Here is a 20,356-nt window from a genome sequence, read left to right on the forward strand (position 1 = left end):
CTCATCATGCAACTCAAGCACCTGATTCAGACCAGCGTCCTGGCCGCCTCGCTCGCCGCTGGCGCCGCGCACGCCCAGAACGTCGTGCTGTACTCGTCGAACAACACGGAAACCATCGAGACCGCGCTGGATGCGGTGAAGAAGACGCAGCCGAAGCTGAACGTGCAGCCCGTCACCGGCGGCACGGGCACGATGATGAAGCGTATCGAAGCCGAATCGCAGAACCCGCGTGGCGACTTGTTCTGGAGCGGCGGCTTTGGCACGCTGGGCGCCTACCGCCAGCACCTGCAACCGTATCGCCCTGCCGATCTGGACAAGATCCCCGCCGAGTTCCGTGGCCCGGACGATCTGTGGGTGGGCACGAACGTGCACGTCATGGTGATGATGGTGAACGAGCGCCAGCTGAAAGGCCTGCCCGCGCCCGCCACGTGGTCGGACCTGATGCAGCCGCAATGGAAGAACAAGTTCGCCATCACGGACCCGTCCAAGAGCGGCACGGCCTACATGCTGGTGTATGGCTTGTACAAGCAGTTCGGCCAGGAAGGCCTGGACAAGATCGCGGCCAACGCCGTCATCACCGCATCGTCCGGCACCACCTACAAGGGCGTGGCGGCAGGCGAATACGCCGTGGGCATGACGCTGGAATATGCGGCGCAGGAATATGTGGCGGGCGGCCAGAAAGAGATCAAGCTGGTCTACCCGAGCGAAGGCAGCTACCTGGCGCCCGAAGGCATGTTCATCATCAAGGGCGCAAAGAACCTGGACGCGGCCAAGGCCTTGTACGACGGCCTGCTGAGCAAGGAATCGCAGGAAGCGCAGCTGGTGAAGAACTTCCGCCGCCCCACGCGTACGGACGTCGCCGTGGCCAGCCTGACCACGCTGCCTGATCTGGCGAAAGTGAAGATCTTCCCCGTCAGCCAGGAAGCGGCCGCTACCGATTATGAAGCGGTGGTTGCCGCCTGGAACCAGGCAGTGGCGAAGTCGAAGTAATCAAGGCCGGGCCGGCCAGCACGCATCAGTCGTTCTGAACCATCCGGCCCGCGGCCAGCACCAGTTGGCGCCCGCAACGGGCGGCCAATTGCGGGTCGTGCGTGACGAGCACCAGAGTGGTGCCGTGCTCGCGGTGCAGGTCGAACATCAGGTCGATAACCGTGACGCCGGTCGCCGCATCCAGGCTGCCGGTGGGTTCATCGGCAAACAACAGATCGGGTTGCACGACAAAAGCGCGCGCAAGCGATACGCGCTGTTGCTCGCCGCCTGACAACGTGCGCGGGTAATGATGCAGCCGCGCGCCCAGACCCACACGTTCCAGCATGGCCTGCGCGGCTTCGCGCGCGGGCTGCCCCGCGAGCTCCAGCGGCAGCATGACGTTTTCAAGCGCCGTCAGGTTGGGCAAGAGCTGAAATGACTGGAACACAAACCCGACGTGATTGGCGCGCAGCCGCGCCCGGCCGTCTTCATCCAGGGCGAACAAGTCCTGCCCGGCCAGGTGCACGCTGCCCATGCTGGGAACATCAAGACCTGCCAGCAGTCCCAACAACGTGGACTTGCCCGAACCGGAGCTTCCGGTGATGGCCACGGCGCTACCCGCCTGCACCGTAAAATCAATACCTTCCAGGATAGACAGCGTCCCGCCGGCATCGGCTACCCGCTTGCCCAGCCCTTTCACCTCGATCGAATTCTTGCTATCCATGCGCCTATTTTCCCTTCTGCGTCTTACGTCTGCCCTGGCGATTGCCGCCACGGTGCTTCCCGCCCACGCTCAGACCGCCGCGGCGGCCGAGGGTTCCGCATCGCGCACCGTGCTGGTAGTGGGCGATAGCCTGTCCGCCGAATACGGCATCAAGCGCGGCACGGGTTGGGTGCCGTTGCTGTCCGCTCGGGTTTCCGAACAATACCCTAAGTACCAGGTCGTCAACGCCAGCATCAGCGGCGATACCACCAGCGGCGGCGTGGCGCGCTTGCCTGCGCTGCTGCGCCAACATGCGCCGGCTGTCGTGGTGTTGGAACTGGGATCGAATGACGCCTTGCGCGGCCTGTCGCTGTCGATGACCGAACAGAACCTGCGCGCCATGACGCAAGCGGCCAAGCAGGCGGATGCGCAAGTGCTGATCGTGGGCATGCAGATCCCGCCGAACTATGGCCGCGATTACACGCAACGCTTTGCCCAGTTGTTCCCTGCGGTCGCCAAAGACGAAAACGCCCGGCTCGTGCCCTTCCTGATGGAAGGTATCGCAACGAACCGGGCGATGTTTCAGGCTGACGGCATCCATCCGAACGAGGATGCCCAGCCGCAATTGCTGGACAACGTGTGGCCGACGTTGCGGCCTATGTTGAACTAGGGCCTGCCGATCAGCAGGCCCCGGCGGGGGTGCCCCAGGCGGGGGTGCCCCAGGCGGGGGTGCCTCGGGCGAGTCAGCCCCAGGCGGGTACGCCCCACGCGGGTACGCCCCACGCGGGTACGCCCCACGCGGGTACGCCCCAGGGGGGTCAGCCCGCCGCTTGCGGCGCTTCGCCGCGGATGACTTCAGCGGCGTTGGGCAGCACCTGCACCTTGTACTGCTCGCGCAGCATCTTCACGACCGCTTCCGCTTCGGCTTGGCCCAGGCCACCCGACAACTGCTGCGTCAGGCGTTCCTTGGCGGACGCGTCCACCGAGCCGGCTTCGATCTTTTCCAGACGAACCAGCGTGTAGTCCACGCCCGATTGCACGCCGGCGTAGCCGGGCAACGGCGAAGACGGCAGGCGCATGGCGGCGTCCACCACGGCTTGCGGAACGTCCTTCGGATCTTGGCGCGACACGACCACGGCAGGCGAGAAGCCTTCAGGCGCCGCCGCCGGGTTGGCCTTGTCAGCCGCCAGCGCAGCTTCACCGGCCTTCTTGGCGGCTTCGGCCGAACGCTCGTCCATCAGCTTGGCGCGGATGGATTCGGTGACCTTGTCCAGTGCAGGAATGTGCGCCGGCTCAATGTTGGCGACACGCACGGCCACCATCATGGCGGGCGACAGTTCGATCACGCCGGAGTTCTGCTTTTCACGCAGCACGTCGGGCGAGAACAGCACTTGGCGCACGCGCGGGTTGTCCAGCACTTCGGCATCGGGGCTGTCGGCAGCCGAACCCGGACCAACCTTGTCAGCGGGCAGCAGGCCTTCGCGGGTGACGCCCGTGGCGGTGCGCAGCTTCAGGCCAACCGCATCGGCGGCGGGTTGCAGGCTGTCGCGCTGGTCATAGACCTGCTTGTTCAGCTGGCTGGCCATTTCCGAGAAATGCACGGCGGCAAGCTGCTTGCGCACTTCGCCGGTGATCTGGTCCTTGACCTCGGCCAGCGGCTTGATGGCGGCGGGCTGAATTTCAGTGACCTTGATGATGTGCAGGCCGGACGGGCTTTCGACCACGCCAGACACCTGGTCCTTGGCTTGGCTGAAGATCGCCTTTTCCAGCGGGCCAGACAACATGCCCGGCGCCAGCCAGCCCAGATCGCCACCGTTGGTGGCCGAGCCGGCGTCTTGCGAGTTCTTGCGGGCCAGTTCAGCAAACTGCGCCGGGTCGGCGGCAGCCTGGCGAGCCAGGTCGTCGGCCTTCACGCGGGCAGCCTTGCGAGCCTCTTCCGAGGCGCCGGGGGCCAGCTCGATCATGATGTGGCTGGCGCGGCGGCGTTCGGGCTGGCCGAAGCGGTTCTTGTTCTGCTCGTAGTAGGCCTTCAGGTCTTCGTCCTTGACCTGAATGCCCTGCGTGGCGGCGGCTTCGTCGAGCACCAGGTATTGCACCTGAACCTGCTCGGGAATTTGAAGCTGCTGCTTGTTGGCGTCGTACCAGGCCTGGATATCAGCCGGGGTAACGGTCACTTGCGAGCGGAAGTCGGCGGCGGCGAAGCGGCGCAGTTGCACCGTGCGCTGCTGCGTCAACGCCGTTTCCAGCGAGGCCACCACTTCAGCGGGCGCACGGGCCGATTGGCCAACGGGCTCCAGCACGCGGGCAACCGCCAGATCACGGCGCAGGCCGGCTTCGAACGACGTCGGCGACATGCCTTGCGCCGCCAGCACCTGGCGATAGCGCTCGGGCGAGAAGCGGCCGTTGTCCTGCACTTCCGGAATGGCGGCGATGGTGTTGCGCAGCGTTTCGTCCGACACCGTAAAACGGTTGTCGACGGCAACGTTGGCCAGCAAACGCTGATTGATCAGCTCGTTCAGCAGGCGCTCGCGCATGGCCGGGGTGTCGACCAATGCCGGGTCAAAGCGTGCGCCCATACGGGCACGCATCTGCTCCAACTGGTTGCGGTGAGCCTGATCAAACTCGGCACGCGAAATAGGCTGGCCGGCGACAGTCGCCAACTCAGGCTCTTTGCGCATGAAGCTGTCATAGCCTTGAATCCCGACCAGGAAGAAGGACGGCACAATCAGAAGCAGCAGGATGAGCTGCATCCAGCGCCGATGGCTGCGAATAAATTCGAACATGGAATCCCTGTTGCCGCACTCCGGGGGTGTCCACCCAGAGCCGCACGAAAACGCATAAAAAAAGGCGAAGTCGATTCGCCCTATTCCCATACCGGTTACTACCGGATCAGCGGGCGGATTTTAGCATTTCTCATTCATATGGGAGCTTGAGATTCTCTTCAGATTTTTCCGAACCCCTTGGATCTGTCCCCGCCGCATGGAACCCGGGCGCCGTCAACCCGGGAAATACCTATTTCGGGCGCCTTTCCGCGTCCGTATCTTGGGTGCCGGGACTGGCCTCGCGCAACGCGCTGCCGCCCGACGCCGCGACCTCCGCCGGCGCCCCTTTCCTAAGCAACAGTTAAAGGGTTCGATCAATGCCACTCACCTCCCCCCGCCTGCACGTCCTGCGCACCTGCCTTGCTCTGGCCTTTCTGGGCGGCGCGCACGCCGCGCTAGCCGCCCCCGTCGCCCCCGTGCACGAGGCCGCGCAAGCCCAAAAGCAGGGCATGCTCGACACCATGCGGGACCTGGTCAATATCGAGTCCGGCAGCAAGGACGTCGAAGGCGTCGAACGCATCGCCGAACTGATCCGCGACCGGTTGAAGGCGCTGGGCGGCACGGTGGATATCATCCCGGCCACCGACGTGTTCCGCCTGGACGACACCCCCGAGAAGGTCGGCCCCATGGTCCACGCCGAATTCAAGGGCACCGGCACCAAGAAAATCATGCTGATCGCGCACATGGACACGGTCTACCGCAACGGCATGCTGAAAGACCAGCCGTTCCGGGTGGATGGCGACAAGGCTTACGGCCTGGGTATCGCTGACGACAAGCACGGGGTCGCGACCATCATCCACACGCTGACGCTGCTGCAAAAGCTGGGCTTCCGCGATTTCGGCACGTTGACGGTGCTGATCAATGGTGACGAGGAAATCAGCTCGCCCGGCGCCCGCAGCACCATCACGCGCCTGGGCGCGGACCAGGACGCCATTTTCTCGTTTGAAGGCGGCGGCGTGGAACCCCGCCTGACGCTGGCCACCAGCGGCATCGGCGCGGCGTACCTGACGGTGCAAGGCAAGACCTCGCACGCGGGCGCCCGCCCCGAAGGCGGCGTGAACGCGTTATATGAACTGGCGCACCAGCTGCTGCAACTGGACAAGCTGTCCAAGCCCGAAGACGGGCTGAAGCTGAACTGGACGGTGGCCCAGGCCGGCACCAACCGCAATGTCATTCCTGGCCAGGCCACCGCCCAAGCCGACGCCCGCGCGCTGCGCGTGTCGGACTTTGACGCCCTGGCGCGCACGCTGGAAGAGCGCGTGCAGAAAAAGCTGCTGCCGGAATCCAAGGTCAGCGTGAAGTTCGAAGTGCGCCGCCCGCCGCTGGAAGCCACCGAAGCGTCCCGCGCACTGGCGCAGCACGGCGTGAAGATCTACCAGGAGCTGGATCTGCCCATGAAGGTGGTTGACCGCGCCAGCGGCGGCGGCACCGATGCCGCCTTTGCGGCCTTAAAGGCGCGTGGCCCGGTGATCGAAGGCATGGGCCTGAGCGGCTTTGGCGCGCACTCCAATGATGCGGAATACATCCAGATCAACAGCATCGTGCCGCGTCTGTATCTGGCCAGCCGGATGATCATGGACGTGTCGCAGGACAAGGTGTCGTCGAAGTAAGCCGATTTGGTTCGCCGCCGCGGCCCGTCATGGCCCGGCGGCAGAGTGCCTGCGACTGGCGCCCGCGCCTTGAGCCCGCGCCTTGAGCCGGGGCCTGTGCCAATGCCGGGCCCGCTCCCCCCTCAAATCGCCCCCCAAGAAGGAGTATCCTTGCAACCCTGTCCATAAGAACCCCAAGCAACACCAAAATGACCGCAAAACTCCCGTCCTGGCCCTATTCCCGTTACATCGCGCACCGCGGCGGCGGTCGTCTGGCTCCGGAGAACACGCTGGCCGCCATGCGCGTGGGCGCCGAGCACGGTTTCACGATGTTCGAATACGACGTGAAGCTGAGCCGCGACAACGTGCTGGTGCTGATGCACGACGACAACGTCGATCGCACCTCAAACGGGCAAGGCCCGGCCGCGGACAAGACCTACGCCGAACTGGCGCAACTGGACTTCGGCAGCTGGCACTCGGCCGCCTACGCCGGCGAACCGCTGCCCACGTTTGCCGCCGTCGCCCGCTACACGGTCGCCAACCACATCGCCAGCAACGTCGAGATCAAGCCCTGCCCCGGCCGCGAAGCCGAAACCGGCGCCGCCGTGGCGCTGGCCTGCAAGCAATTGTGGGCAGGCGCCAGCACGCCGCCGCTGCTGTCCTCGTTCGCCGAAGAAGCGCTGCAAGCCGCGCTGGAAGTGGCGCCCGAGATCCCGCGCGCGCTGCTGGTGGAAAAGGTTCCCGCCGATTGGCGCGAACGTCTGGTCAAATACGACTGCGTCGCCCTGAACATCAACCAGAAAGACGCAACCCGCGAACTGATCGACGCCGTGCATGCCGCCGGCTACCGGATCGCGGCCTGGACCGTCAACGACCCCGAACGCGCCCGCTTGCTGCTGGACTGGGGTATTGACGGCATTTTCACCGACGAGCTGGCCGCGATCCGGCCGGCCGCCTGAGGCAGAACGCCCCGTGTTCAGTTACCGCCACGCCTTTCACGCCGGCAACCATGCCGACGTGCTCAAGCACGCCATCCTGGTTCACACCCTGGATTACTTCAACAAAAAAGACGCGCCCTATTGGGTCGTGGACACGCATGCCGGCGCCGGCCTGTACAACCTGGACGGCGACTGGGCGAACAAAACGTCCGAGTTCGTCGACGGCATTGGCCGCCTGTGGGACGCTAAAGACCTGCCCCCGCTGCTGGCCGACTACGTGGCCCGCATCCGCGACTACAACACCAATGGCCGCTTGAAGCGCTACCCCGGTTCGCCGTGGCTGGCGCTGGACGTGATGCGCCCGTCGGACCGGCTGCGCCTGTTCGAAATGCACCCGACCGAAATCGACACGCTGGTCGTCAACCTGGAACACCAGGGCCGCGCTGCGCAACGCCAGACGACGATCTACGGTGACGACGGTTTCGAAGGCGTCAAAGCGCTGCTGCCGCCTCCGACGCGCCGCGGCATGGTGCTGATCGACCCGTCGTACGAAGACAAGCACGACTACCGCCGCACCCTGATCACGGTGAAGGAATGCATCAAGCGTTTCGCCACCGGCACGATCGCCGTGTGGTATCCGCTGGTGCAACGCCGTGAAGCCAGCGAAATGGCCCGCCATTTCGAAAACCTGAAGGTCAAGAGCTGGCTGCACGCGACGCTGACCGTCAAAAAGGCGACGATTGACGGCTACGGCCTGCACGGCAGCGGCATGTTCCTGATCAACCCGCCGTGGACCTTGCACGAAGGGCTCAAGCAAGCGATGCCGTACCTGGCCCGCGAACTGGGGCAGGACGAACGCGCAGGCTTTACGTTGCAATACCGCGAGAATCCGTTCCCCGTGCCGAAGAAGCAGTCGGACGATTGACGGGTTTTGTGCGAACGAAAAAATGCCGCGATTTTTGATCGCGGCATTTTTTTTGACCGAGTGATGGGTTTCGCGCGATGGGCGAAGCGCGATACGGCGATCACAAGCACACCGCTGACGATCGCGCTTAACCCATCACACCGTTTCCTGCTCCGCCGCCTCGCTACGCAACGCTTCCTGCGCCCGAGCCAGCTTCGCCGCCGCATCCCGCAACGCGGTACGCAGGCCTTCTTCGATGACCGGGTGGTAGAACGGCATTTCCAGCATGCGCGCCACCGTCAGTTCCTGCTGCACGGCCCAGGCCAGCAGGTGACCGATGTGTTCGGCACTCGGCCCCACCATTTCGGCGCCCAGGAAGCGGCCCGACGCGATGTCGGCGTACACGTGCAGCATGCCCTTGTTCTTCAGCATGACGCGCGAACGGCCTTGATCGCTGAAATCCACTTCGCCGACCACGAACGTACCCGGGATCAACCGGCCATAACCCTGCCCCGCCAAGGCAATCTGCGGGTCCGAGAACACCACCGCCAGCGGCGCGCGGCGCAAGCCTTGGCGCACCTCGGGGAAGCGCGCCGCGTTTTCACCCGCGATGCGGCCTTCGTCGGCGGCTTCGTGCAACAAGGGCGCATCCGCATTGGCGTCGCCAGCAATGAAGATGGGCGAATCGCCCGCCTGCATCGTTTCGCGGTCGAACACCGGCACACCGTGCGCATTCAGTTCCAGCGACGTGTTCTCCAGCCCTAAGCCGTCCACGTTCGCGCGGCGGCCCGTGGCTACCAGCGCATAGTCAAAGCGTTCCGTACGTTCGCTGTTATCCAGCGTCACGTAACGCACTTCCACTTCGTCGCCCACGCGGGTGGTTTCCAGCACTCGGGCATCCGGGTCCAGATAGAACTCGCGCTGGAAAATCTTGCGGGCGGACTGGCGCACTTGCGGGTCGCTGATGCCGCCCAGGCTGCCGCTGACGCCAAAGACGCGCACATCCACGCCCAGCCGCGCCAGCGCCTGCCCCAGTTCCAGCCCGATGACGCCGGGGCCGAACACGGCCACGCGGCGCGGCAGGTCGTCCCACGCAAACACGTCATCGTTCACGACCAGGCGGTCGCCCAGCGCGCGGAACGGCGGCGGCACCGACGGGCGCGACCCCGTTGCGATGACAACGCGCGACGCATGCACTTCAGTGTGCTCATCCACGCGCAGCACCGTATCGGACACGAAGCGGGCATAGCCGCGCAGCTTGTCTTCGGCGGGAATGTTCTCGACGCCTTCCAGCACGAAGCCCACGAAGCGGTCACGCTCACGCTTGACGCGGTCCATCACTTCCACGCCGTCCACCGAGATCTCGCCACTGACGTGCACGCCAAACGCCTCGGTATGCGCGGCGTTGTGGGCGGCTTCGGCCGCGGCGATCAGCAGCTTGGACGGCATGCAGCCCACTCGGGCGCAGGTGGTGCCATAGGGTCCGCCTTCAATCAGCAGCGCGCGCTTGCCCGCGGCCTTCGCGGCGCGATAAGCGGCCAGACCGGCGGTGCCGGCGCCAATGACGGCGATATCGGTGTGCAGAGTTTTCATGATTGGGGTTCCCCCATAGGTTGCGGGTAGCAGGGATTCAAAAGGCGAGTTCCGCCTTATTACGCATCCTTGGGACGAACAGCGTCCGGCGGCGCCCGTGACGGGCCGCAGCAGGAATGCGATAAGGGTGCGTAAAAAGGGAAACTCGAGCGGCCTGGCCTGGCCTTCAACTCGGCGGGCTTTAACGTGTCAGCCTCAGCCCGGCGGCAACGGGACGGCGAACTTGCGCCGCCCCGTTGCGCCGGCCAGGCGGGGAATGCTCCCCTGCCCGGCTGACAGACTGGCTGACCGACTTAGGCTGCGAAGTGCGCCTTCAGGTCTTCCAGGCCGCCGATCAGCGCGCCATTGATGAACACCTGGGGAGCGGTGCCCTTGCCGGACACGGCGCCGATCACACGGCCGCGGACCTTGTTTTCCAGCGGGATTTCGATCGGGGCGTAGCCCTTTTCATCCAGCAGCGCCTTGGCTTCCACGCAGAACGGGCAGCCCGGCTTGGAGAACACGACCACCTGGTCGGGCTTCTTGGCCGTGGGGGCAATGTGAGCCAGCATCGTGTCGGCGTCCGACACTTCAAACGGGTCGCCTTCCTTTTCCGGTTCGATGAACATCTTCTGGACGACGCCGTCCTTCACCAGCATCGAATAGCGCCAGCTGCGCTTGCCGAAGCCCAGGTCGCTCTTGTCGACCAGCATGCCCATGCCTTCGGTGAACGCGCCGTTACCGTCGGGCAGCAGCGTGATGTTGGCCGATTCCTGGTCCTTGGCCCATTCGTTCATCACGAACGTATCGTTGACCGACACGCAGACGATGCTGTCAACGCCAGCGTTGAAGAACGCGGGAGCCAGTTCGTTGTAGCGCGGCAAGTGGGTGGACGAGCAGGTCGGCGTGAAAGCGCCGGGAAGCGAGAAGACGACAACCGTCTTGTTCTTGAACAGATCGTCGGTCGTGACCTTCTTCCACGTGTTGTCTTCACGGACGGGGAACGTTACGTTCGGAACACGTTGGCCTTCGCGGTTTTGCAGCATTCAAATCTCTCCTTGGGTAGCGGGGTTTGTTTAACCACCATGGAAAGAATGATAAATCTCAGCTATCGATTAAGCAAATTTAATTAACTAAATTGATCGATAGCTTTTTGCAATGAACAAATAACTGCCGGAAAAGAGGATCTATCATAAACCGCCTTTCCAGCAGTGCAGCATGCAGGCTTATACGCGCGCCGGCTCGTAGCCCGCATCGCGGATGGCGGCTTCGACCTTGTCAGCCTGGTCCGTCCCCGTGACGGTCACGCGGTGCGTGGGCAGGTCCACGGTAACGGTCGCGCCCGGGGCAGCCTGGTTCACGGCGCCGGTGATGGTCTTCACGCAATGGCCGCAAGTCATGTCAGGCACTTGGAATTCGATGCTCATCGTTTTTCTCCGTAAGTTCTTCAGGGTAGCGGGACGTTTTTTCCACGCCATGGAGCGAACTTTAAACGTTCCCATCATGGCAAGGTCAAGCGTAGAATGGCGCTTGACCTTCCCACGATGGGAAGGATGAAACTGCAAGCTCCCCTCCAAAACGAGAACAGCCATGAGCGTTGCCAGCCCCTCAACCACCCAGTTGGAACTCGCCATTGAAGGCATGACGTGCGCGTCGTGCGTCAAGCGCGTGGAAAAGGCCCTGACCCACGTTCCCGGCGTTGCCCAGGCTCAGGTCAACCTGGCGACCGAACGCGCGCTGGTGTCGTATGACCCGTCCTCGGCCCAGCCGCAAGCGATGGTCGATGCCGTCATCAAGATGGGTTACGAAGCGCGGCCCATTGCCGCGCAGGACGACCACGCCGAACGCCAGTCCCAAGCGCGGGACGCCGAAGCCCAGCGCTTGCAGCGCGCCTTCACGGTGGCGCTGGTGCTGACCTTGCCCGTGTTCCTGCTGGAAATGGGTTCCCACCTGATTCCCGCCATGCACCATTGGGTGCTTGCCACTATCGGCCAGCAAAACAGCTGGCTGCTTCAGTTTGTGCTGACGACTGCGGTCTTGGTCTGGCCGGGCCGCCATTTCTTCACCAAGGGGTTTGTGGCCCTGTGGCGCCGCGCGCCCGAGATGAATTCGCTGGTCGCGCTGGGCGCAGGCGCAGCGTGGGGCTATTCGGTGGTGGCGACCTTTGCCCCCGATTGGCTGCCCGAAGCGGCGCGCAATGTCTACTTCGAGGCCGCCGCCGTCATCGTGACGCTGATCCTGCTGGGCCGCATGCTGGAAGCGCGCGCCAAGGGCAAGACCGGCGCCGCCATCAAACGTTTGATCGGCCTGCAACCGCGCACGGCGCGCGTCATGCGTGATGGCCAGGCGCTGGATGTGGAAATCGAAAAGGTAAAAACGGGCGACATCGTCGTCGTGCGGCCGGGCGAAAAGATTCCGCTGGATGGCGACATCATCGAAGGCACGTCCTACGTTGACGAATCCATGCTGACCGGCGAACCGGTGCCCGTCGAAAAGCAGCCCGGCATGCAAGCCACGGGCGGCACCTTGAATACATCGGGCAGCTTCACGCTGCGCGTCACGCACACGGGCGCCGACACCATGTTGGCCCGCATTATCCGCATGGTGGAAGCGGCCCAAGGCGCGCGTTTGCCCATCCAGGCGCTGGTCGATCAGGTCACCGCCTGGTTCGTGCCCGCCGTGATGGCCGCCGCCCTGCTCACTTTCCTGACGTGGTTTTTCCTGGGGCCCTCGCCCGCGCTCTCGCATGCGCTGGTGAACGCCGTGGCCGTGCTGATCATCGCCTGCCCCTGCGCGATGGGGCTGGCGACGCCCACGTCCATCATGGTGGGCACGGGCCGCGCGGCCGACATGGGCGTGCTGTTCCGCCAGGGCGATGCATTGCAAACGCTGCGTGACGTGAACGTGGTGGCCTTTGACAAGACCGGCACGCTGACGCTGGGCAAGCCCACGCTGACGGAACTGGAACCGGCTGCGGGCCATGACGGCAACGACGTTCTGCAATGGGTAGCTTCGGTGCAAGCGCGGTCAGAGCATCCGATTGCGCTGGCCATTGTGGCCGCCGCATCGGAACGCAAGATGGAACTGCTGCCTGCCGACGGCTTTGCCGCCATCACCGGGGCGGGCGTTGAAGCGACCGTGGCCGGCCGCAAGGTGCTGGCGGGCGCCGCGCGCTTGATGGCCGAGCGCGGCGTGGACGTCAGTGCGTTTGGCGCGCGCGCCACGGATTGGGGCAATGAAGGCAAGACGCCCATCTATGTGGCGATCGACGGCCAGGCCGCCGCCATGATGGCCGTAACGGACCCGATCAAGCCGTCGGCCGTGTCCGCCATCGCGGCGCTGCATGCGCAAGGCTTGAAGACCGCCATGATCACCGGCGACAACCGTTACACGGCCAACGCCGTCGCGCGCCAACTGGGCATTGATGAAGTGCGCGCCGAAGTGCTGCCCGACGGCAAGGTGGACGCCATCCGCACGCTGCGCGAAGGCGGCCGCAAGGTGGCGTTCGTGGGCGACGGCATCAATGATGCGCCGGCGCTGGCGGCGGCCGACACAGGTATCGCCATCGGCACCGGCACGGACGTCGCCATCGAAGCCGCGTCGGTGGTGCTGATGGCCGACGACTTGCACGGTGTGCCCAACGCCATCGCGCTCAGCCGCGCCACGCTGGCCAACATCCGCCAGAACCTGTTCTGGGCATTTGCCTACAACGCCGCGCTGATTCCGCTGGCGGCCGGCGCCTTGTATCCGGCGTTCGGCTTGTCCTTGTCGCCCATCTTCGCCGCGGGCGCGATGGCCTTGTCCAGCGTCTTCGTGCTGGGTAATGCGTTGCGCCTGAAGGCGTTCCGGCCGCGCGCGGCGCAGGCCTGATCTACCGGAGACCCATGATGAATATCGGCGAAGCCGCAAAAAGCTCGGGCATTTCGGCCAAGATGATCCGCTACTACGAAAGCATCGGCCTGATCGGCCCGGCCGTGCGCACCGACTCGGGCTACCGCGTGTATAGCGACCATGATCTGCACACGCTGCGCTTCGTGCGCCGCGCGCGGGACCTGGGCTTTTCCGTGGAGCAGATGAACGAGCTGCTGGCGCTTTGGAAGGACCGCAGCCGCGCCAGCGCCGACGTCAAACGGATTGCGCTGGAACACGTAGAGGAATTGGAGCGCAAGGCGCAAGCCCTGCGCGACATGGCGGCCACGCTCAAGCATCTGGCGCAGCATTGCCATGGCGACGACCGGCCGGATTGCCCGATTCTTGAGAACCTGGGGCAGTCGCACTAAGAGGCGTCAGCGCAGACGCGTCGGCAAGCCACCAAGGCTTGCCGGCTCAGACACATCAAACACCAAACGGACCGGAGCAAACGGGTCGGAGCAAACGGGCCGGCATTGCGACCGGCCCGATTGCTTGGGACTAGCTTTGCGCTTCGCCCGGGGCCTGTTCGGCCTGTTCAGCCTGCTCTGCCTGCTCGGCTTCCGCCGCAACGCGTGCGTGATACGCATCCGTCGCCGCTTGCTTGGACGCCGCCTTCTCCGCCGCCGCAGCAGCCTTGGCTTCTTCCGCCGCAATGGCATCAGCCGCGGCCTGGATGGCGCGCTGACGGGCGCGTTCCTTCACTTCCGCAACACCCGCCGCATCCAGCGATTCGAACACGGCGATGGATTCCACGTGGCCCGTGTGCGGGAACATGTTGATCACGCCGGCGCTCTTCAAGACATAGCCGCCTTCATGCACCAGGATGGCGGCGTCGCGCGCCAGCGTGGCCGGGTTACAGGACACGTAGACGATGCGGCGCGGCCGTTCTTCCGCCGACAATTCCGACAGCGCCTGCGACACGGCGTGCGCGCCTTCGCGCGGCGGGTCGATCAGCATGCGGTCGAAGTAACCCAGGCTGCGCAGCCAATGCGCATCCACTTCAAACAGGTTCAGCGTGGCGAAGCTGGTGCGGTCGCCCAAGCCATGTCGCGATGCGGCGTCAAACGCGCGGTCGGTCAGCGCCTTGCTGCCTTCCACGCCCACGGCTTCGCGGCCTTGGGTGGCCAGCGGCAACGTGAAGTTGCCCAGGCCACAGAACAAGTCGGCCACGCGGTCGGTGGGCTGCACGTCCAGCAGCTTCAACGCGCGCGACACCATCGCGCGGTTGATGGCGTGGTTGACCTGCGTGAAGTCTGTGGGCCGATACGGCATGCGCAGGCCGAACTCCGGCATCGTGTAGGACAGCGTGTCGTCGTGTTCCCGCTCCAACGGATGGACGGTGTCCGGGCCCTTGGACTGCAACCACCACTGCACGTTGTGCTCGGCGGCGAAGGCGCGCAGGATCGCGATGTCGCCATCGGTCAGCGGCAGCAGATGGCGCAGCACCAGCGCCGTCACGCCTTCACCCAGCGACACTTCAATTTGCGGCATGCGGTCGGGCGCGGACATCGAGCCGATCATCGCGCGCAGCGGCATCAGCAAGTCGCTGACGTGACGCGGCAGCACATGGCATTCGCGCATGTCGGCCACGTAGCTGCTCTTGCGCTCGTGAAAGCCCACCAGCACGCCGCCCTTCTTCGGCACGACCCGCACCGACAGGCGCGCGCGATAGCGGTAGCCCCAGGTCGGGCCTTGCAACGGCGGCAGAATCAGCGCCGGGCGCAGCTTGCCCACGTGCCAGAAGGTGTCTTCCAGCGAACGCTGCTTGATGGCCACTTGCGTGCTGGGCTCCAGGTGCTGCATGGCACAGCCGCCACAGACGCCAAAGTGCGGGCAACGCGGCACCACCCGTTGCGACGACGGGCGCAGCACTTCGTCCACCCGCGCAATCTCATAGGACGGCTTGCGGCGCAGCGTCACGGTGGTGACCCGCTCGCCCGGCAAAGCGCCTTCCACGAACACCACTTTCCCGTCGCGGCGGGCGATCCCCCTGGCTTCCAGATCCAGGGACTCGATACTCAAAACGTCTGACATCTCACGCAGTCCAGAATTACACGCAACCCATGATTGTAAAAGGACTCCGGGCTTTCACGGAAATGGTCTTTGCGGGGGCCGGCGCACCGCGCCCTGCATTGGGGGTCAGGCCGCTTGCCTGACGCGCTTTCGAGACGATTGCAGCCAGACCGCCGCCATCGCCGCCCCAGCCGCTACCGCCCCCATCAAGGGCAGCGCCGGCAACCCCGCCCAGGCGATCGTCAGGCTGCCCAGCCCGCCGCCCACCGCGGTTCCCAGGTTGAACGAGGCAATGTTCAGGCCCGCCCCCACCGCCGTGGATTGCGGCGCGTGGCGTTGCGCCAGCTTCAACAGGCGCAGCGTCAGCACGGTCACGATGCAGAAGAACACCAGCCCCAGCGCCCCCGCCAACGCCACCACCATCCAGGCGGAATCCCTGCCCAGGTACAGCCCCAGCAAGGTGGCGGCCAGCCCCGTCAGCGCCAGCAGCGCGGCGCGGTCCGGGTCCATCTTGTCGACCAGATAACCGCCCAGCAGGTTGCCGGCAATGGAGAAAAGGCCAAACAGCAGCATCGCGGTGCTGAGCCAGGCGACGTCTGCCCCCGAGATTTGCAGCAGATAAGGCGAAATAAAGGTGAAGAAGCAGAACGTCGCCACGCTGACCAGCGCGCCCACCCCCGCCGTCATCAGCATGCGCGGGTGGGCGATGGCCCGCAAACCCGCCCAGGCGCTGGGCCGGTGTTGCGGCGATTGCGCGCCGGCGTCGCGAGCAGGCATGCACCACCACAAGCCGGCCATCCCGGCCAGCGCCAGCACGCCGATCGCGGCAAACACTGCGCGCCAGGACCAGACGCTGCCCAGGAAAGTGCCTAGCGGCACGCCCAACGCCAGCGCCAGGGTCAGGCCGATCCACACGACGGCCACCGCCCGGCCGGCGCGCGCCTCGTCCACCAGCCGGGTGGCCGCATCGGACGCTACCGCCATGAACACGCCATGCGCCAACCCCACGCCGAAGCGCACGACCAGCAAGATGGGCAGGGTTGCAGACACGCTCATCAACGCGCTGCCCACCGCCAGCACGGCCATCGCCCAGCCCAGAATGCGGCGGTCTCGCCAATGGGACACCAGCGCCGTAATCAAGGGTGCGCCAATGGCCGCGCCAAAGGCGTAGGCGGCGATGGCGCTGCCCACCGCTTCGATCCGGGCGTGCAAGCCCTCGGCCATGGCAGACACAAGCCCCGCCACCACAAATTCAGACAGGCCGAATGCAAACGTGCAGACGGAGAACAAATAGACAGCAACAGGCATGGAGCATTCCGACTCAGCAACAGGAAAGCCGAGCTTAGGGAAACGCCCTCAGGCCGTAAAATATATTATTTAGTAGCTAATAAGACGCCAAAAGTCTTATTTGATCTGACGAATCGCGTCGATCAGGCGGTCGCGCACGGGAGACAGCTGGCCCGGATTCCACGCCATCAGCAGTTCCAGATGCTGCATCGGCGCAGGCGCATCCACCGCAATGGGCCGGAACACGATGTCGCCCCGCCCCGGCTGGGCCAGCGACGCGGGCAACAGCGCCACGCCAAAGCCCGCCGACACCAGCGCGGCCACCGTTTGCAACTGCCGAGCCTCTTGCGCCACGCGCGGAACGAAACCCGCCGCTTGGCACAGCTGAATCAACTGATCATGAAAGCCCTGCCCCAGCCGCCGCGGCGACGCCACAAAGGGCTCGTCCTTCAATGCAGCCAGATCCACCACCTCGGCGACAGCCAGCGGGTGCTCTGCCGGCAATGCCACGTGGATGGGCTCGCTTAGCAGGGTCTCGAATTGCAGGCTGGGCGTGGTGGCGCCCGGCGCGCGCATGAAGCCGATATCTGCCCGGCCGGCCTCCAGCGCCTGCACCTGTTCCTGCGTGGTGGCCTCTTGCAGCGTGAATGCGACGGCCGGGTAGCCGCTGCGAAAATCACGCAGCGCGCGCAGCAGCGACGCGTAAGGCGAGATGTTGATGAACGTCAGCGTCAGATGCCCGTCCATGCCCTGCGCCACACGCCGCGCGTGCGCCACGCCTTCCTCCAGCGAATCAAGAATACGGCGGGCCGATTCCAGGAACGCAGCGCCAGCCGGTGTCAGCGCCACGCTGCGGTTGGTGCGTTCGAACAGGGTTGCGCCAATCTCGCTTTCCAGGCGGCGTATGGCCTGGCTAAGCGGCGGTTGCGCCATGTGCAGGCGCTGCGCCGCGCGATTGAAATGCTAGGTTTCGGCAACGGCGACGAACTGCCGCAACAAGCGAGTTTCAATCATCGAAATATTCGGCTGTCCCATTCGACTGGCCCGCTTCGAAAAATCAATCCAGCTCGGCGCGTGAAAACAAATCTTGCACCAGGCGCCAGTCTTCGCACGCGGCCTTGAATGCCAGGCTAAACGCCTTGAGCGCGTCGCTATCTTCCGAATACGCGCAGAAGGTATCGGCTTCGGGATCAAAATCGATCTGATCAGAAAGTTCGGGCATCTTCTCGTTCAGGAAGACCAGCGCCAACGACACCCAGTCGTAGCCGGTACCCAAAAAGCCCTCTTCCCTTCTGCGCCTGAAGACTTCGGCCTTGTACTCCCCCACGGTGAGGGTTACCGAATAGCTGCCTTCATATTCCGTCCAGGAAAATGGCTTGATTGATTCTTCAAAATCGATGGTCACTGCGCTCGAAGCTCCTTGAATAGCCTGCCGCCACGGTGGCGGACATGCATCGACGCCGCGCAAAACGCGTGTGCGCGGCGTCGCGGCCGCGACCATTAAAGGCAATTATCGGGATTCCCGCAAACCGGGTGCGCGCAATCCGCATAAAAAAAGGGGAATTGAAGGGGACTGCCCCATCAGGCAGTCTCCATCAATCCCCCTAAAGGTCGACGCCGATGAAAGCGCCGCCACGGATTTCACATCAGAACGAGCGCGATACCGAGAAGACGGCGCCCAGGCGGCCGGACGGATGGCCGTACTTGGTGGGCAGCCAGTTGTCCTTGGTGGCGCCCACTGCCGCCAGGCCCAGCACCCAGCCCTTCAAGTCCTTCGTGACGCCAACTTTGTAGTCGACGTAATGGCCGATGGAGTCGCCGTCCATGTTCGATTGGTTCTTCAGCTTCTGATAGCCCAAGTGGCCCAGCAAGCCCCAGCCGTCACCCAGGTCAAAGGTGGCGGTGCCATCCAGATACCAGGTGCCTTTGCTGTCAGGCGTGCTGAAAAAGTCGCTGGGCGTGTACGAATACTTCAGCGAGTAGCTGCCGTAGGACGCGCCCAAATAAAGATCGGTGTTGTTGTAGTTACCACCCTTGGGAGAGCTCGAGCCCGGGTAGTAGTAGTGCAGCACCCCGGCGTCCAGCGTGAAGCCGCCGCCGACGTCGCCCTTCCAGCCGCCGTAGAAGTCCATTTCCAGGTTGCCGTCGGTGAAGACGAAATTGGACACGTTGGAGTTCCAGTTACCCAGGTAGAAGCCCGAGCTATGGGTCAGGTCAACGCCCAATTGCGCGGCAGGCCGGAAGTCGGTCTGGGAGTAGCCGCGGAAACGGTAGTCGCTGGCGATGGTGGCGTTACCGCTAAGCGAAAAACCGCCCCCCAGATCGGTGGGTTCGGCCTGAGCCGTCGAGGCGAAACAAGCGGCAAGCGCAAAAGGCAAGGCTAGCAACGTCTTCTTCATGGTGCGGAGTCCTGATCGGATTTAACGAGGAGGAGGACGGCCTGTGGCGCATCCATCTGACCGGCTTTGCAGCGGTGGTTACCGGCTCTCTTTCCATGAAGCAATGTCCGTGCCAGGTTTCAGCGGGGTGACAAACGGCTTGCAGCGCGTTGAATCTTTGCGGCCATGCACCAGAATCGTGCGAGCGGCGGCGTGGCGATGATGGCTCATGCATCAAAACGGGGAATCCGCGCCAACGTGGTTCATAGGCGGGATACCGTACCCGGTGCGAATGAGGGGGTGGCCGCAAGGCCGATAAAAAAGCCCCGGCACGCGTGGGGCATGACCGGGGCTGGGCGGGCGTTGCCCGCTGCCGTTCAAGCAGCGGTGGGCGGCGGGCTTACTTTGCCGAGGGGTGAGGCAGCGGGTGCCTGCGGGCTTAGTTCGCTGCGGGCGGAGGCGGCGGGGGAACGTCACCGGCAGGCGGCGGCGGCGGGGGCATACCACCGCGGCCCTTGCCATGACGCTCTTCCATCTTGGCGTGACGTTCCTGCATCTTGGCTTCGCGTTCCTTGACGATCTTCGTCACTTGACCGCGCTGGGTGTCGTTCAGGCTGTCCCAAACGGCCAGCCATTGGTCGCGCACCTGCTTGGCCTGCGTGCTGAATTGGTCACGCGACTGCTCGGATTGCGTGGCCAGCGCACGCGGGTCCAGTTTGTTGCTGTCCAGTTGCGCCTTCAGCAGATCATGGCGCTTGCCACCGGCCGCGCGCATGGCTTCATGCAGGCTGCGCTGGCCGTCCTGCGCGGTCTTGAACAAGGCTTGCTGCTTGTCGTCGAGCTTCAGCTGGTCAACTTGCGCCTTGGACACGGGGCCCAGGCCGGGAATGAACAAGCCGTCGCGCATGCCCTTATGGAACTCGCCGCGCGGGCCGTGGTGCTGCATGGCAGCAGGGCCGCCGTCAGCGGGAGGCGGCGGTGCGGCCACGGCGGAGCCCGCCACCAGACCGCTCGTCGCGGCGACAAATGCAAGAGCGGCCAAATTGGTGCGAATCGCGAATCGGGACATGTGTGTCTCCTGAAAGTGAAGAAAGCGAGGCCATTGTGCGGTGCGCCCGGTTTCAACCAGGTTTCGTGCCTGCCGTCCATGTTTCAGTCGATTGCGCCTGCGCCAGACGTGAAGACGGGCCGTGACAGCCCCGTGATGCCAGACGTGAAGACGGGGCCATGACGGCCCCGTGCTTCGTGTTGCTGACCTCGTCCCCAACC

18 protein-coding genes and 1 pseudogene are annotated in these 20,356 nt (G+C 64.5%); 7 read left to right on the plus strand and 12 right to left on the minus strand.

Translation table 11 applies throughout. The features are described 5' to 3' along the window. Positions 1 to 6 precede the first annotated feature (6 nt). Entirely contained in the window at positions 7 to 990 is a 984-nt protein-coding gene (locus HV765_RS05305) for an ABC transporter substrate-binding protein (RefSeq protein ID WP_054421813.1), read from the plus strand. A gap of 25 nt (positions 991 to 1,015) precedes the next feature. On the opposite strand, the gene HV765_RS05310 is transcribed toward HV765_RS05305, so the two are convergent. Further along, the gene (locus HV765_RS05310; protein WP_054421812.1) at positions 1,016 to 1,693 is read right to left on the minus strand and encodes an ABC transporter ATP-binding protein; all 678 of its coding nucleotides are present in this window, start codon (positions 1,691 to 1,693) and stop codon (positions 1,016 to 1,018) included. Here HV765_RS05310 and HV765_RS05315 point away from each other — a divergent pair. Next, positions 1,692 to 2,342 (plus strand): arylesterase, encoded by a 651-nt coding sequence (locus tag HV765_RS05315; RefSeq protein ID WP_175169033.1) that lies wholly within the window; start codon positions 1,692 to 1,694, stop codon positions 2,340 to 2,342. The genes HV765_RS05310 and HV765_RS05315 overlap by 2 nt on opposite strands. 148 nt (positions 2,343 to 2,490) lie before the next feature. Here HV765_RS05315 and HV765_RS05320 read toward each other — a convergent pair whose 3' ends face one another. After that, the gene (locus HV765_RS05320; RefSeq protein WP_054421809.1) at positions 2,491 to 4,455 is read right to left on the minus strand and encodes a SurA N-terminal domain-containing protein; all 1,965 of its coding nucleotides are present in this window, start codon (positions 4,453 to 4,455) and stop codon (positions 2,491 to 2,493) included. A 356-nt stretch (positions 4,456 to 4,811) separates the two neighbouring features. On the opposite strand from HV765_RS05320, the gene HV765_RS05325 reads away from it, so the two are divergent. From HV765_RS05325 to HV765_RS05335, 3 genes are all read left to right on the plus strand, one after another. After that, a complete protein-coding gene (locus tag HV765_RS05325; protein WP_175169034.1) occupies positions 4,812 to 6,104 on the plus strand; it encodes a M20/M25/M40 family metallo-hydrolase in 1,293 nt (430 codons plus the stop codon). A 188-nt stretch (positions 6,105 to 6,292) separates the two neighbouring features. Then, positions 6,293 to 7,042, plus strand: a complete 750-nt coding sequence (gene ugpQ / locus HV765_RS05330) for a glycerophosphodiester phosphodiesterase (protein ID WP_054421805.1) — start codon at positions 6,293 to 6,295, stop codon at positions 7,040 to 7,042. 13 nt (positions 7,043 to 7,055) lie between these two features. Beyond that, positions 7,056 to 7,946: a 23S rRNA (adenine(2030)-N(6))-methyltransferase RlmJ gene (locus HV765_RS05335; RefSeq protein ID WP_054421803.1), complete on the plus strand. Its 891-nt coding sequence runs from the start codon at positions 7,056 to 7,058 to the stop codon at positions 7,944 to 7,946. A gap of 135 nt (positions 7,947 to 8,081) precedes the next feature. On the opposite strand, the gene HV765_RS05340 is transcribed toward HV765_RS05335, so the two are convergent. The 3 genes from HV765_RS05340 to HV765_RS05350 all read right to left on the minus strand — a co-directional run bounded on the left by HV765_RS05340 (position 8,082) and on the right by HV765_RS05350 (position 10,924). Then, positions 8,082 to 9,518 carry a dihydrolipoyl dehydrogenase gene (locus HV765_RS05340; protein WP_054421801.1) on the minus strand — a complete coding sequence of 479 codons (1,437 nt, stop codon included), beginning with the start codon at positions 9,516 to 9,518 and terminating at the stop codon, positions 8,082 to 8,084. A 293-nt stretch (positions 9,519 to 9,811) separates the two neighbouring features. Next, the gene (locus tag HV765_RS05345) at positions 9,812 to 10,543 is read right to left on the minus strand and encodes a glutathione peroxidase (protein ID WP_054421800.1); all 732 of its coding nucleotides are present in this window, start codon (positions 10,541 to 10,543) and stop codon (positions 9,812 to 9,814) included. 180 nt (positions 10,544 to 10,723) lie between these two features. After that, on the minus strand, positions 10,724 to 10,924 hold the full coding sequence (locus HV765_RS05350) for a heavy-metal-associated domain-containing protein (RefSeq protein WP_175169035.1): 201 nt from the start codon (positions 10,922 to 10,924) through the stop codon (positions 10,724 to 10,726). Positions 10,925 to 11,087: 163 nt separating this feature from the next. Between HV765_RS05350 and HV765_RS05355 the strand changes: the two genes are divergently transcribed. Both HV765_RS05355 and cueR read left to right on the plus strand, forming a co-directional pair. Beyond that, positions 11,088 to 13,367, plus strand: coding sequence for a heavy metal translocating P-type ATPase (locus HV765_RS05355; RefSeq protein ID WP_175169036.1), 2,280 nt, complete (start codon positions 11,088 to 11,090; stop codon positions 13,365 to 13,367). Between the two features lie 17 nt (positions 13,368 to 13,384). Beyond that, on the plus strand, positions 13,385 to 13,777 hold the full coding sequence (gene cueR, locus HV765_RS05360) for a Cu(I)-responsive transcriptional regulator (RefSeq protein ID WP_054421795.1): 393 nt from the start codon (positions 13,385 to 13,387) through the stop codon (positions 13,775 to 13,777). A gap of 130 nt (positions 13,778 to 13,907) precedes the next feature. Here the strand turns inward: cueR and rlmD are convergent, their stop codons facing one another. The 7 genes and pseudogenes from rlmD to HV765_RS05390 all read right to left on the minus strand — a co-directional run bounded on the left by rlmD (position 13,908) and on the right by HV765_RS05390 (position 20,156). Next, entirely contained in the window at positions 13,908 to 15,443 is a 1,536-nt protein-coding gene (rlmD, locus tag HV765_RS05365; protein WP_175169037.1) for a 23S rRNA (uracil(1939)-C(5))-methyltransferase RlmD, read from the minus strand. A gap of 105 nt (positions 15,444 to 15,548) precedes the next feature. Beyond that, positions 15,549 to 16,730 carry an MFS transporter gene (locus HV765_RS05370; protein WP_175169038.1) on the minus strand — a complete coding sequence of 394 codons (1,182 nt, stop codon included), beginning with the start codon at positions 16,728 to 16,730 and terminating at the stop codon, positions 15,549 to 15,551. A 96-nt stretch (positions 16,731 to 16,826) separates the two neighbouring features. After that, a complete protein-coding gene (locus HV765_RS05375; protein ID WP_276529722.1) occupies positions 16,827 to 17,456 on the minus strand; it encodes a LysR family substrate-binding domain-containing protein in 630 nt (209 codons plus the stop codon). Positions 17,457 to 17,549: 93 nt separating this feature from the next. After that, positions 17,550 to 17,660 (minus strand): annotated as a pseudogene (locus HV765_RS32050) (helix-turn-helix domain-containing protein); the annotation flags it as partial. 106 nt (positions 17,661 to 17,766) lie between these two features. Beyond that, positions 17,767 to 18,114 carry an Imm51 family immunity protein gene (locus HV765_RS05380; protein ID WP_054421790.1) on the minus strand — a complete coding sequence of 116 codons (348 nt, stop codon included), beginning with the start codon at positions 18,112 to 18,114 and terminating at the stop codon, positions 17,767 to 17,769. Positions 18,115 to 18,355: 241 nt separating this feature from the next. Next, on the minus strand, positions 18,356 to 19,108 hold the full coding sequence (locus HV765_RS05385; protein ID WP_175169039.1) for a TorF family putative porin: 753 nt from the start codon (positions 19,106 to 19,108) through the stop codon (positions 18,356 to 18,358). 418 nt (positions 19,109 to 19,526) lie between these two features. After that, positions 19,527 to 20,156 carry a hypothetical protein gene (locus tag HV765_RS05390; protein WP_054421786.1) on the minus strand — a complete coding sequence of 210 codons (630 nt, stop codon included), beginning with the start codon at positions 20,154 to 20,156 and terminating at the stop codon, positions 19,527 to 19,529. Positions 20,157 to 20,356 lie beyond the last annotated feature (200 nt).

The sequence above is a fragment of the Achromobacter kerstersii genome, from assembly GCF_902859595.1.
GTDB lineage: Bacteria > Pseudomonadota > Gammaproteobacteria > Burkholderiales > Burkholderiaceae_B > Achromobacter > Achromobacter kerstersii.